This is a genomic window from Streptomyces minutiscleroticus, from assembly GCF_014650875.1.
GTDB classification, from domain to species: Bacteria; Actinomycetota; Actinomycetes; order Streptomycetales; family Streptomycetaceae; genus Streptomyces; species Streptomyces minutiscleroticus.
Window position 1 is genome coordinate 74,520 of record NZ_BMVU01000033.1, and the last position, 13,595, is coordinate 88,114.

The following is a 13,595-nucleotide window of genomic DNA, read 5'->3' on the forward strand; positions in this document are numbered from 1 at the left end:
TGGGAGCCGGCCGGCGGCCGGCGGACGACCGGCGGGGTCGTGGCGAGGGAGGTGCCGACGGCATGGAGACGGGGACGCGCACGGAGCGGGCGCAGACGACGGACGCGCGAGGCGCCGCCGGCCGTCCGCCGCGCACGGCCCGCCCGCCCCGCACGGCCGCCCCGGCGTCCGCGACGCCCGCCGTGCCCGGCCCGGCGCCGGGACCGGACGACCCCGCGCGTGAGGTGTCCGTGCGGCTGGCCGCCGTCTTCCTGCCCGGGGCGCTGCCCCGTGAGGGGCGGATCGCCTTCTGGGACCCGGACGGCGGCCTCCTGCCGCCGGACGGACCGGACGAAGGGGACCCGCGGCCGGACGGGCGCGCGAGCGAGGCCGGCGGCGAGGACGGACGGGCCGCGGCACGCGTGACGCTGACCGTCGTACGGCGGCACGGGAGCACGCCCCGGCGGAGCACGGCTCCCGCGCTGGTGCTGTCTCTCGACGAGGCCCTGCCCCTGCTCGTCCGGGCCCGGCACGACCCCGCCGCCCACCCCGCCACGGCCTGCTGGGGCGCCGCGGCCCTGCACGCGCTGCACCTCCTCGCGCGCGGGCGGCTGCTGCCCGGCCTCACCCCCGGCGCGTACGACGCCTGGCGCGCCGGACCGCTGGACCCCGACGACGCCGCCCACCTCAAGGCCGTGGCGGCGGCCCTCCCGTACGAGGGGCACGCGGTGCCGCTGCCCGGCTCCGGCCCGCTCCGGCTTCCCGAGCCGCAGGCGCTGGTCCGCGCCTTCCTGGACGCCGTCGCGGACACGCTGCCCCGCACCGCGGCCGCGCCCGTCGCCGCCGGGCGCCCCTTCGCGGCCCGCGGGGCCCAGCACCTGCCGGGCGCGTACGACTGGGCCGCCGAGGTGGCCGCCGGCATGGACGCGGGCGTACGGATCTCACTGCGCCTGGACCTGTCCGGGTTCGAGCTGTTCGACGACGCCGAGGGCGCCCGCCGGGCGGGCACGGCCGTCGTCCAGGTGCACAGCCTCGCCGACCCCACCCTCGTCGCCGACGCGGCGGCCCTGTGGTCGGGCGAGGCCGACGGCTCCTTCGGGCCGCGCGCCCGTGTCGACGCGGCCCTCGCCGTCCGCCGCGCCGCCCGGGTCTGGCCGCCCCTGGAGCGCCTTGCCGAGCAGGACGTGCCCGACGTGCTCGCGCTCACCGAGGAGGAGCTGTCCGACCTGCTCGGCGTCGCCGCGACCCGGCTCGCGGCCGCCGGGGTGGCCGTGCACTGGCCGCGCGACCTGGCGCAGGACCTCTCCGCGACCGCGGTGGTGCGCCCGGCGCCCGGCTCCGCCACGGACGGCACCGGCTTCTTCGAGAGCGGGGACCTGCTGCAGTTCCGCTGGCAGCTGGCCCTCGGCGGCGACCCGCTCACCGAGGGCGAGATGGACCGGCTGGCGGAGGCCCACCGCCCGGTCGTCCGGCTGCGGGACCAGTGGGTGCTGGTCGACCCCGCGCTGGTCCGCAAGGCCCGCAAGCGCGAGCTGGGCCTCCTCGACCCGGTCGACGCCCTCTCCGTGGCGCTCACCGGCACCGCCGAGGTCGACGGCGAGACGGTCGAGGCGGTCCCGGCCGGCGCGCTCGCCGCCCTGCGCGAGAAGCTCACGGCGGGCCTCGCCCCCGCCGAGCCGCCCCCCGGCCTGCACGCGCAGCTGCGCGACTACCAGCTGCGGGGCCTGGCCTGGCTGGACCTCATGACCTCGCTCGGCCTCGGCGGCTGCCTCGCCGACGACATGGGACTCGGCAAGACGGTCACCCTCATCGCGCTGCACCTGCGGCGCGCCCGCCGCGAGCCGACGCTCGTCGTCTGCCCGGCCTCCCTGCTGGGCAACTGGCAGCGCGAGATCACCCGCTTCGCTCCCGGCGTCCCCGTCCGCCGCTTCCACGGCCCCGCCCGCAGTCTGGACGGCCTCGACGGCGGCTTCGTGCTCACCACGTACGGGACGATGCGCTCGGCGGCGGCCACGCTGGCCGGACAGCCCTGGGGCATGGTCGTCGCGGACGAGGCCCAGCACGTCAAGAACCCGTACTCGGCGACCGCGAAGGCCCTGCGCACGATCCCGGCCCCGGCCCGCGTGGCCTTGACCGGCACGCCCGTGGAGAACAACCTCTCCGAGCTGTGGGCCCTGCTCGACTGGACGACCCCGGGGCTGCTCGGGCCGCTGAAGTCCTTCCGGGCCAGGCACGCGCGCGCCGCCGAGAACGGCGAGGACGAGGAGGCGGTGGCGCGCCTGGCCCGCCTGGTGCGGCCCTTCCTCCTGCGCCGCAGGAAGTCGGACCCGGGCATCGTCCCCGAGCTGCCGCCCAAGACGGAGACGGACCGCCCGGTGCCCCTCACCCGCGAACAGGCATCCCTGTACGAGGCGGTGGTGCGCGAGTCCCTGCTCGCGATCGAGTCCAGCGAGGGCATCGCCCGCCGCGGCCTGGTCCTCAAGCTGCTCACCTCGCTCAAGCAGATCTGCGACCACCCCGCGCTGTACCTGAAGGAGGAGACGCGGGACGTCCCCGCCGCCGCGGTGTCCCGGCTCGCCGCCCGCTCCGGCAAGCTCGCCCTGCTGGACGAACTGCTGGACACGGTGCTCGCGGAGGACGGCTCGGCCCTCGTGTTCACGCAGTACGTGGGCATGGCCCGGCTGATCGGGGCCCACCTCGCCGCCCGCGCCGTCCCGGTGGAGCTGCTGCACGGCGGCACGCCGGTGGCCGACCGCGAGCGCATGGTCGACCGCTTCCAGGACGGGAGGACCCCGGTGCTGGTCCTCTCCCTCAAGGCCGCCGGCACGGGCCTGAACCTCACGCGCGCGGGCCACGTGGTCCACTTCGACCGCTGGTGGAACCCCGCCGTGGAGGAGCAGGCCACCGACCGCGCCTACCGCATCGGCCAGACCCAGCCCGTCCAGGTGCACCGCCTCATCACCGAGGGCACGGTGGAGGACCGCATCACCGAGATGCTGGAGGCGAAGCGGGCCCTGGCCGACGCGATCCTCGGTTCGGGCGAGTCGGCCCTCACGGAACTGACGGACCGCGAGCTGTCCGACCTGGTCTCCCTGAGGAGGACGTCGTGACGATCCGGGCCGGCCGCGACGGCGGCGGTGACAGCGGCATGGAGCGGCGGACGGAGGAGGAGCCCCGCCCGGACGGCGGGCGCCACCCGGGCGGCGGGGCCCGTCCGGGAGACGCGGCCCGGCGCGCCCTGCGGGAGGCGAGGCGCGGAGCGGCGCCGACGGAGGCGCGTACACCGGCGACCGCCGCACCCGAGTCCGGAACCGACGCCGACGCCGACGCGGAGACGGGGCACGGCGCCCCGGACGGCGCGGGCGGCGCGGCTCAGGGGAAGCGGCCGGGGGACGTGGCGCGGGAGGCCCTGCGCCGCGCGGCCGGGAGGAGAAGGCGCGCGTACGGCGGAGGCGCGGCCGGCGGGGACGGGCCCGCGGGCGAGGCGACGGACGGCGGGAGCGCATCCGCCCGGGAGAACGGACCGGCGGCCGGCCACGCCCCCGCCCCCGTGTCCGGAACGGATTCCGGAGCCGGGCCCGCGGCGGGTCCGACGGACGCTACGGCGTCGGAGAACGCGTCGGGTCCGGCGGACGCGGCGGCTCCGGCCGGGGCGGCGGGCACGGCCGGGGCGACGGCTCCGACCGGTCCGGCGCCCGCGCCGCGCCCGGGCGACGTGGCCCGGGAGGCGCTGAGGGCCGCCCGGGACGACGCGGAGAGGGCGCGGAAGGCCGCGTCGGAGCGAGGAGCGGAAGGGCACGGGCGTACGGGACGGCGCGGGCCGGGAGCCGCCGGGAGGCGGGAGGCCGCCGGCCGTACGCACCCGGGCCCGCGCGTACGCCCGGACGCGGACACGGATGCGTACGCACACGTGTCCCCGGACAGGGGCGCGGACACGGGCACCCGCCCGGACGCGCCGGAAGGCTCAGGCACGCCGGAAGGCTCGGGCACGCCGGAAGGCCCGGGCGCGCCGGAGCGCCGGGCCGCCGCCGGCCGCGTCCGTACGGTGGCGGACGGCTTGGGCGCGGCCTTCGCCCTGCCCACCCCCGCCGCGGACGACGCGCCTGCCGTGGGCGGCGAGGGGACACCTCCGCCGTCCGCGTCCACCACCGGTGGCGAGGTGGCACCGTCCGGGTCCGCCACCAAGGGCGAGGCGGCACCGTCCGCGTCCGCCGCGGGCAGCGAGGGGACAGCGTCGTCGTCCGAGCCCACGACCCGCCGCGAGGCGGCACCGTCCGGGTCCGCCGCCAGGGGCGGGGTGACACCGTCTCCGTCCGCGTCCGCCGTGGGCGGCGAGGGGACACCTCCGCCGTCCGGGCCCACGACCGGCGGTGAGACGGCACCGTTCCGGTCCGCGTCCACCGCCGAGGGCGAGGGGGCGCCGTCCGGGTCCGCCGCCAGGGGCGGGGTGGCACCGTCTCCGTCCGCGTCCGCCGCCGGAGGCGAGAGGACACCGTACGTGCCCGCCGCCGACGGCGAGGGGGCACCGTCCGCACCTGCCGCCACCGGCAGGACGGCATCGTCCCAGTCCGCGCCCACCGCGCCCACCGCGCCCGTCGAGCCGGACCGCAGGAGCGTCGGCGGGGCGGTGGCGTCCCGGCCGCGCCCCCTTCCCGTCTCCATGGCCGCGCCCGGCCGGGACGGCGACCTGCGCCGGACCTTCCCGGCCTGCCTGCCGCGGGACCCGTCGGCGGACGGGGTCGCCGACACCTGGTGGGGCAACGCGTGGGTGACCGCCCTGGAGGAGGGCGCGCTGGACGCGGCACGGCTCGCGCGCGGGCGGACGTACGCGTGGCAGGGCCACGTCGACGCCATCACCGTCACGCCGGGACTCGTGCTGGCGTACGTGCGCGGCAGCCGGGCCCGGCCCTACCGCGTGCAGATCCGTCTGCGGACGCTGTCCGACGCCGACTGGGACCGCTTCCTCGACGCCGCCGCCGAGCGGCCGGGCCACATCGCGGCCCTGCTCGACAAGGAGCTGCCCCACTCGCTCGCCGACTGCGGGGCCGCCCTGCTCCCCGGCCCCGGCGACCTCGCCGCCCGGTGCAGCTGCCCCGACTCCGGGCACCCCTGCAAGCACGCGGCCGCCGTCTGCTACCAGACCGCGCGGCTGCTGGACCAGGACCCCTTCGTCCTCCTGCTGCTGCGCGGCCGGGGCGAGCGCGAGCTGATCGACGCGCTGTCCCGCCGCAACGCCGCCTGGACCGCCCGTTCGGCCAGGGACGCGGACTCCGCCCGCGCCGAGGACGACGGGGAGGGACCGGTCCTGCCCGGCGTGCGCGCCCGCGACGCCCTCGCGCCTCGTACGCCGCCGCCCCTGCCCCCGCCGCTGCCCGCGCCGGCCCGTCCCGGGCCCCCGCCGGCCCTGCCCGCGTCGCCGGGCGGCCCCGACCCGTTCGCGCTCGACCAGCTGGCCACCGACGCGGCCGCCCGCGCGCACGCCTTGCTGACGACGGGCCGCGACCCGCTCGCCGGGCTGACGCTCTGGCAGGACGCCGTACGGCTCGCCGCGGCCCGCCCCGGTTCCGGTCTCACCGCCGCCACCCGGGGCCTGTACTCCGCGCTGGCCTCCGCCGCCGGACGCACCACGGCCGAGCTGGCGCGCGCGGTCGCCGCCTGGCGGCAGGGGGGACTGGAGGGCCTCGCCGTCCTGGAGGAGGAGTGGGACCCGCCGGCCGGCCGCTTCGACCGGGCGCGCCCCCTCCTCCTGGCGGCCGACCTCCCGGCCTTCCGCCCCCGGCACAACCGCCTCACCCACCCGTACGGCCACGCACAGCTGCGCCTGGGCCGGGACGGGCTCTGGTACGCGTACGAGTCGGAGCCGGGCCGGGAGGACTGGTGGCCGCGCGGCACCCCCGACCCCGACCCGGTCGGCGCCCTCACGGATCTGGGCCTCGCGGACGGCGGCGGGACATGACCCGCGCGATCCACTCCACGGCCCGCGCGCCCCACCGCCCGCGCGCCCCGCGCCCACGACCCGTGATGTGGCGGGAACGTGCAGGCGGCGTGGACAGGGAGGGCCCATGTCGGGAGCCCCGGGAGCGGAAGTTAGCTTGGTGCGGTGAGTGAGACGAAGTCCCCTGCCCTCCAGTACCGGTTCGACGGACGGGAAGACGCCCCGGTCATCGTCCTCGGACCGTCGCTCGGCACCACCTGGCACATGTGGGACCGGCAGGTCCCCGAACTGGCGAAGCACTGGCGGGTCCTCCGGTTCGACCTGCCCGGCCACGGCGGGGCCCCGGCGTACCCGGCCGGTTCGGTGACCGACCTGGCCGAGCGGCTGCTCGGCACGCTCGACGGGCTCGGCGTGCAGCGCTTCGGCTACGCGGGCTGCTCCCTCGGCGGCGCGATCGGCGCCGAGCTGGCCCTGCGCCACCCCGAGCGCATCGCCTCACTCGCGCTCATCGCCGCCTCGCCCCGCTTCGGCACGGCCGACGAGTTCCGCCAGCGCGGCGTGATCGTGCGGACCAACGGCCTGGACCCGATCGCGCGCTCGTCCCCGGAGCGCTGGTTCACCGCCGGGTTCGCCGCGAACCAGCCGGCGATCACCGAGTGGGCCGTGCAGATGGTGCGCACCACCGACCCCGGCTGCTACATCGCCGCCTGCGAGGCGCTGGCCGCCTTCGACATCCGTGCCGAACTCACCCGCATCGGGGTGCCGACCCTCGTCCTGGTCGGTTCGGAGGACCAGGTCACCGGCCCCGCCGAGGCGCGCACCCTGGTCGCCGGGATACCGGACGCGCGGCTCGCGGTCGTGCCCGGCGCCTCGCACCTGGTGCCCGTGGAACAGCCGGGCGCGGTCACCGACCTGCTGGTCCGTCACTTCTCCACCGCCTGGCAGCCCGCGTACGACTCGTCCACCGGCCAGATCGCGATGCCGCCCCAGGCGGCCTCCCCGATCAAGCCGGTGCCGGCCTCCCCGGCCCAGATGACCGGGCCCGTCGCCGCGATCGCCCCGGCCGCCGCGCAGCCCGAGGCCGTGGCCGTGGGGCGCCCGGACCCGTATGACGCGGGCGTCAAGGTGCGCCGCGAGGTGCTGGGCGACGCGCACGTGGACCAGGAGCTGGCCGCGGCCGACGACTTCTCCGGCGACTTCCAGGAGCTCCTGACCCGCTACGCGTGGGGGGAGGTCTGGAACCGGCCGGGGCTCGACCGGCGCTCCCGCAGCTGTGTCACGCTCACCGCGCTCGTCGCGGGCGGCCACCTGGAGGAACTGGCCTTCCACACCCGCGCCGCCCTGCGCAACGGCCTCACGCCGGTGGAGATCAAGGAGGTCCTGCTGCACGCGGCCGTCTACTGCGGCGTCCCGGCCGCGGGCAGCGCCTTCAAGGTGGCCCAGCAGGTCATCCGCGAGGAGACCACGCCCCAGGAGTGACGGCGTTCGTGCCCTCCGGCACTCCCCGCCCCCGTCCGCCGGGGCGGGGGCAGGATGGAGCCATGAAGCTCACGAAGAAGTCGCATGCCTGTGTCCGCCTGGAGAAGGACGGCCGCACCCTCGTCGTCGACCCGGGCGGTTTCAGCGAGGAGGACGCGGCGGTCGGCGCGGACGCGATCCTGGTCACGCACGAGCATCCGGACCACTTCGACGAGGGGCGGCTGCGGGTGGGCCTGGAGGCGAACCCGGCCGCCGAGATCTGGACGCTGAAATCGGTGGCGGAGCGGCTCGCGGCGGCGTTCCCGGGGCGGGTGCACACCGTCGGCCACGGCGACACGTTCACCGCCGCCGGGTTCGACGTGCAGGTGCACGGCGAGCTGCACGCGGTCATCCACCCGGACATCCCGCGCATCACCAACGTCGGCTACCTGATCGACGGCGGCCGCGTCTTCCACCCGGGTGACGCGTTCACCGTCCCGGACCGGCCGGTGGAGACGCTGATGCTCCCGGTCATGGCCCCCTGGAACAAGATCTCCGAGGTCATCGACTACGTACGCGAGGTCAGGCCGCAGCGCGCGTACGACGTCCACGACGCCCTCCTCGCCGACCTGGCGCGCCCGGTCTACGACCGCCAGATCGGTGCGCTGGGCGGCACGGAGCACCTCCGGCTGGCCCCGGGCTCCTCCACCGACCTCTGAGCCGCGCCGGTGGCCCACCGCCCCGCCGGCCCGCGCAGGCGATCCGCGTCGGCGGCCGGAGGGCGGGGACGCGCGCCCCGGCCCTCCGGCCGTCCGTTGTCGCACCCGCCGGGTAGGTTGTGGTCCATGCGCATCGCCACCTGGAACGTGAACTCGATCACCGCCCGCCTCCCGCGGCTGCTGGCCTGGCTGGAGAGCAGCGGTACGGACGTGCTGTGCCTCCAGGAGGCCAAGACCACCGCCGAGCAGTTCCCCGTCGACGCGCTGCGTGAACTGGGCTACGAGTCGGCGGTGAACGCGACGGGGCGGTGGAACGGCGTGGCGCTGCTCTCCCGCGTCGGCCTGGAGGACGTGGTCAAGGGCCTGCCGGGCGGCCCCGGTTACGAGGGCGTCGAGGAGCCCCGCGCCGTGTCGGCGACCTGCGGCCCGGTCCGCGTCTGGTCGGTCTACGTGCCCAACGGCCGCGAGGTGGGCCACCCCCACTACGAGTACAAGCTCCAGTGGTTCGAGGCGCTGCGGGCGGCGGTCGCGCAGGACGCGGCGGGCGGCCGCCCGTTCGCCGTCCTCGGCGACTACAACGTGGCGCCGACGGACGACGACGTCTGGGACCTCACCGTCTTCGAGGGGTCCACGCACGTCACCCCGGCCGAGCGCGAGGCCCTCGCCGCCCTGCGCGGCACGGGCCTGCAGGACGTGGTGCCGCGCCCGCTGAAGTACGACCACCCGTACACGTACTGGGACTACCGCCAGCTCGCCTTCCCCAAGAACCGCGGCATGCGCATCGACCTGGTGTACGGCAACGAACCGTTCGCCAAGGCCGTCACGGACGCCTACGTGGACCGCGAGGAGCGCAAGGGCAAGGGCGCCTCGGACCACGCGCCGGTCGTGGTCGACCTGGACGTCTGAGCCCGTCCGTCCGGACCGGTGGACCGAGCCCGTCCGGCCGCCCACCTCGTCCGGCCGCCCACCCGGCCGGACGGCGGACACCCACCCGACTGGCCGGCGGACGCCGATCCGGCCGGAACAGGTGACGCCCGTTCAGCCGGGACGGAAGGTGCCCGCCCGGCAGAGCCAGGAGGCGCCCGCCCGGCCGGGACGGGGAGGTGCCCGCCCAACCGGAACAGGTGACGCCCGTTCAGCCGGGACGGGTGGCGCGGGTCCCCGGCCCGGCGGGACGCGTTCCGCCCGCCGTCCCGGACCGGCTACGGCACCAGTTCCCGCAGGTCCACCGAGTCCGCCAGCGCCGCGAGACCCGCGTCCCCGGGGTGCAGGTGGTCCCCGCTGTCGTACGCGGGCAGCATCCGCGCCGGGCGGTCGGGGTCGCGCAGCACGGCGTCGAAGTCGAGGACGCCGTCGAAGTCGCCGGTGGAGCGCAGATAGGCGTTGACCGCGGTGCGCTGCGCGTCGGCCGCGGCCGTGCAGCGCGCCTCGCCCTCGCAGGGCGCGACCGTCGCGGCCAGGACGCGCACCCCGCGGGCGTGGGCGCGGCCGGCGATCTCCCGCAGCCCGGCGATCACCTGGTCCGCCGTGGCGCCCCAGCGCACGTCGTTGATCCCCTGGAAGACCACCGCCGTACGCGCCGAGGTCTGCGCGAACACGTCGCGGTCGAGCCGGTGCAGGGCGCTCACCCCGCCGGTGTCGGTGGACACGCCGTCGCCCGGATAGCGGTCGGTGACCACGCGGTTGGCGGAGATCCCCTGGTTGAGGACCCCGTAGCGGGGCACCTCGCGCTGGGCGCGCAGCCGGTCGGAGAGCACGTCCGGCCAGCGGCGGCTCGCGTCCACCGTGGACTTCTCGCCGTCCGTGATCGAGTCGCCGAGCAGCACCACGGACCCGGGCCCGCCGCTCACGTCGACGCCGGTCAGCAGCGGCCAGGTGGCGATCGTCGAGGTGTAGGGCGCCCCCGAGGCGTCCGCGGTGTGGTCGCCCGGCTCGCTGACGTACGAGCGCTGCACGGCCAGGCTGTGCACGGGCGCCGCGGCCACGGTCCCGGGCAGGTGGAAGCTGACCAGCAGATCGGTGTCGGCCGGCACGTCGAAGCCCAGCGGGTCGCTGAACTCCTGCGCGCCCGCCGGGATCCCGGTGCCCGCCGCGCCGCGGAACGACAGCGGCACGGGTGCCCGCCGGGGAGCCGCGCCGGACTCCCGCACGGCGACGGTCGCGGCGCCGATCCGCACCGGCGTGCCCGCGAAGGTGTTGTCGAAGCGCAGCCGCACCCGCGGCCCGCCCGCCGAGGTGTGCACGACCAGCCGCAGCGTCCGGTCCGTCCAGGGGCCGGCCGGCGGCTGCCCGGATGTGGAGGCGGCCCAGCTGCCGGTCCAGCCCGCCGTGTCACCGCGCACGGACAGCGCGAACACGTGCAGGTCGGGCTCGCGCGGCAGGTGTACGGAGGCCACCTCGCGGCCGCGTGCGAGCGGCACGGTCACGACGTACAGGCGGGCCCGCTCGGCGAGGCGGCCGCCGGGCGTGTTGACGTGGGGGAGCGCCACCGCCTTCGTGGCGAGCGGTCCGGTGCGCCAGTCGCCGACGTCCAGCCGGTAGGCGGAGCGGGAGCCGTCGGCGTAGCGGACCGTGCCGGTGCCCGTGAGGTCCTCGCCGCCGGTGCCCGCGGCCAGGAAGGCGAGGGCGTCGCCGCGGCCGCGCACGCGGACGGTCTGGCCGTCGGCGCGGACGTTGTCGGGCCGGCCCGCCGCGGGGCGCGGCCAGGTCAGCCGGGCGCCCTGGACCGTCAGGGAGCGCCCCGGCGTCCAGCCCGCGGCGGCCAGGTCCTGGGCCGACAGGGAGGCGCCGGAGCCGTCGAAGTCCGCCGCGCCGGGACGCGCGTCGTCGCTGACCGCCCGGTTGTCGAACAGCCGGTCGAGCGGAACGGGCCGCGCGGCGTGGTCCTCGACGGCCTGCGCGGCACGGTCCTCGGCGGCCCGTGCGGCACGGCCGTCGTCGGCCCGCGCCGCCACCGGGGGCGCCGCCGCCAGCAGGGCCAGGGCGAGGGCCGGACCGATCACACCTCGGCGCACGAACGAACTCCTCCCGCTCACCGACGAGACGACGGACGGCCCGTGGAACCACAGGCGCCCAGCGAAGCTAAAGAGGCGGCGGGGACGCGTCAATGAGCCGGGCGCGAACTCGGTGCGAACTTCCCCGGAATAGGCGGCCCGCGCGCCTGTGGTGCCCGGCCCGATACAAATGAAAGGCTGGGGGTATGAACATCCCTTTCCTGGGCAACCGGCGCAAGAAGCGGGATCATGCAGACGGGGGCGACGGGGCCGCGGTCGTCCCCGGTGACGGGGGCGGCGACCCCGAGGGCGTCGCGGAACTCCTCTCGGAGTGCGAGCTGCTGCGCTCCCAGGCGCACCTGGCGGGGGTCGAACTGGACAACTCCACCACCTCGTTGGAGGAGCTGGACCAGCTGCTGCCGCGCTGGCGCGACGACGAGGACACCCTGGCCTGGCTGGGCAACGACGCGGGCCTCTACCTCGGCACCGTCATCGTGCGCACGGTGCCCGGCGCGGTGTGGCAGGTGTGGCCGAGCGGGCGGCCCGTGGTGCGGATGGCCTCCGGCCGGGAGGTCGACGTGGTGGCCTCCGGCCACGAGTGGGCGGCCAGCGGCGTGCCCGAACTCTCCCAGGTGTACGCCGAGGTGGCCGAGGACTGACCCCCTCCGGCGGCCCCCCGGACACCCGGCGCTCCGCTTATCAGCCCGGTACAGAGGTAAATACGGCTATTGCCCGAAATGTGCGTGTCTACGCGAGGCGTCACTCTTGTCTGGATAGTTTGCGGCCATCGCGACACAGCTGAGAGTGAGTAGGGCTGAGCATGGCTGTCGATCCTCTGATCGAGCTGCGTGACGTCAACAAGTACTACGGCGATCTGCACGTCCTGCGGGACATCGATCTCACCGTGGGCAAAGGGGAGGTGGTCGTGATCGTCGGCCCTTCGGGGTCCGGCAAGTCCACGCTGTGCAGGACGATCAACCGGCTGGAGACCGTGGAGTCCGGCACCGTCGCGCTCGACGGACGGCCGCTGCCGGAGGAGGGCAGGGCGCTCGCCCGGCTCCGCGCCGAGGTCGGCATGGTCTTCCAGTCCTTCAACCTCTTCGCGCACAGGACGGTCCTGCAGAACGTCTCCCTCGCCCAGGTCAAGGTCAGGGGCCGCAAGAAGGGCGAGGCCGAGAGGCGCTCCCGGGAACTCCTGGACCGGGTGGGCCTCGCCGCGCACGCCGACAAGTACCCCGCCCAGCTCTCCGGCGGCCAGCAGCAGCGCGTCGCGATCGCCCGGGCCCTCGCCATGGACCCCAAGGCCCTGCTCTTCGACGAGCCGACCTCCGCGCTCGACCCGGAGATGATCAACGAGGTCCTCGAGGTCATGCGGCAGCTGGCGCGCGAGGGCATGACCATGGTCGTCGTCACCCACGAGATGGGCTTCGCGCGCTCCGCCGCCCACCGCGTCGTGTTCATGGCCGACGGCCGCATCGTCGAGGACCGCACCCCGGAGGAGTTCTTCACGAACCCGCACAGCGACCGGGCCAAGGACTTCCTCTCCAAGATCCTCAAACACTGACGGGGGTGTGGACCCGAATGCGTACGACACGTGCGGCACGAGCGGGGCGCGCCCTGGCGGCGCTGCTGTGCGCGGCGCTCGCCGCGGCCGGCTGCGGCAAGGAGGGCAGCCCGCCCGTCAAGGGCCCGGCCCCCGACGAACTGCCCGTCTACGGGGTCGCGAAGAACGTCCGGCTCGACGGCTCGGCCACCTGGAGGCGCGCCCGTCAGCGCGGGTACTTCACCGTCGGGGCCAAGGAGGACCAGCCCTACCTCGGCGAGAAGGACCCGGCGAGCGGCCGCTACTCCGGCTTCGACATCGAGATCGCCAGGATGGTGTCCGCCTCGCTCGGCCTGGACCCCGCGGGGATCCGCTTCCGGACGATCGCCTCCGCCAACCGCGAGACCGCCCTGCAGAACGGGCAGATCGACTACTACGTCGGCACCTACACCATCAACGACAACCGCAAGAAGCTCGTCGGCTTCGCCGGCCCCTACTACATGGCGGGGCAGTCCCTGCTGGTGCGCACCGGCGAGGACGGCATCCGCGGGCCGCGGGACCTGGCGGGCAGGCGGGTGTGCTCGGCCTCCGGCTCCACCCCGTACCAGCGCATCCGCGCCGACCACCCGAAGGCCCGCCTGGTCGCGTACGACACGTACTCGATCTGCGTCGACAACCTGCTCACCTACCAGGTCGACGCCGTCACCACCGACGACGCGATCCTGATCGGCTACGCGGCGAAGGTCCCCGACGAACTGAGGGTGACCGGCGAGCCCTTCTCGCAGGAGCCCTACGGCATCGGCGTCCCGCACGGCGACGACACCCTCCGCCTCGCCCTCGACGACGCCCTGGAGGCCCGTGAACGCAACGGCGACTGGAAGAAGGCCTACGACGCCACGCTCGGCCTGTCGGGCGTGCCGGCGCCCGCCCCGCCCGCCGTCGACCGCTACCGGGGCTGAGGGGGTGCC

General features: G+C 76.3%; 9 protein-coding genes. 8 read left to right on the forward strand and 1 reads right to left on the reverse strand.

Annotated elements, in window-relative coordinates:
* Positions 1-62 precede the first annotated feature (62 nt).
* The 5 genes from IE271_RS27055 to IE271_RS27075 all read left to right on the forward strand — a co-directional run bounded on the left by IE271_RS27055 (position 63) and on the right by IE271_RS27075 (position 8,997).
* Positions 63-3,089 carry an SCO1167/SCO6262 family helicase gene (locus IE271_RS27055; protein WP_190193053.1) on the forward strand — a complete coding sequence of 1,009 codons (3,027 nt, stop codon included), beginning with the start codon at positions 63-65 and terminating at the stop codon, positions 3,087-3,089.
* A 935-nt stretch (positions 3,090-4,024) separates the two neighbouring features.
* Positions 4,025-5,935: an SWIM zinc finger family protein gene (locus IE271_RS42330; protein ID WP_308435219.1), complete on the forward strand. Its 1,911-nt coding sequence runs from the start codon at positions 4,025-4,027 to the stop codon at positions 5,933-5,935.
* A gap of 144 nt (positions 5,936-6,079) precedes the next feature.
* Positions 6,080-7,393, forward strand: a complete 1,314-nt coding sequence (pcaDC, locus tag IE271_RS27065; RefSeq protein WP_190193054.1) for a bifunctional 3-oxoadipate enol-lactonase/4-carboxymuconolactone decarboxylase PcaDC — start codon at positions 6,080-6,082, stop codon at positions 7,391-7,393.
* A 62-nt stretch (positions 7,394-7,455) separates the two neighbouring features.
* On the forward strand, positions 7,456-8,091 hold the full coding sequence (locus IE271_RS27070) for an MBL fold metallo-hydrolase (protein ID WP_190193055.1): 636 nt from the start codon (positions 7,456-7,458) through the stop codon (positions 8,089-8,091).
* Positions 8,092-8,217: 126 nt separating this feature from the next.
* The gene (locus IE271_RS27075) at positions 8,218-8,997 is read left to right on the forward strand and encodes an exodeoxyribonuclease III (RefSeq protein WP_190193056.1); all 780 of its coding nucleotides are present in this window, start codon (positions 8,218-8,220) and stop codon (positions 8,995-8,997) included.
* Positions 8,998-9,293: 296 nt separating this feature from the next.
* On the opposite strand, the gene IE271_RS27080 is transcribed toward IE271_RS27075, so the two are convergent.
* A complete protein-coding gene (locus IE271_RS27080) occupies positions 9,294-11,105 on the reverse strand; it encodes an SGNH/GDSL hydrolase family protein (RefSeq protein WP_190193057.1) in 1,812 nt (603 codons plus the stop codon).
* A 185-nt stretch (positions 11,106-11,290) separates the two neighbouring features.
* Here IE271_RS27080 and IE271_RS27085 point away from each other — a divergent pair, with 185 nt between their 5' ends.
* The 3 genes from IE271_RS27085 (at position 11,291) to IE271_RS27095 (ending at position 13,586) form a co-directional block, all read left to right on the forward strand.
* A complete protein-coding gene (locus tag IE271_RS27085) occupies positions 11,291-11,743 on the forward strand; it encodes a DUF6278 family protein (RefSeq protein ID WP_190193058.1) in 453 nt (150 codons plus the stop codon).
* Positions 11,744-11,904: 161 nt separating this feature from the next.
* Entirely contained in the window at positions 11,905-12,648 is a 744-nt protein-coding gene (locus tag IE271_RS27090; RefSeq protein WP_190193059.1) for an amino acid ABC transporter ATP-binding protein, read from the forward strand.
* Positions 12,649-12,665: 17 nt separating this feature from the next.
* Positions 12,666-13,586, forward strand: a complete 921-nt coding sequence (locus tag IE271_RS27095) for a glutamate ABC transporter substrate-binding protein (RefSeq protein WP_190193060.1) — start codon at positions 12,666-12,668, stop codon at positions 13,584-13,586.
* The last annotated feature ends 9 nt before the right edge of the window (positions 13,587-13,595 follow it).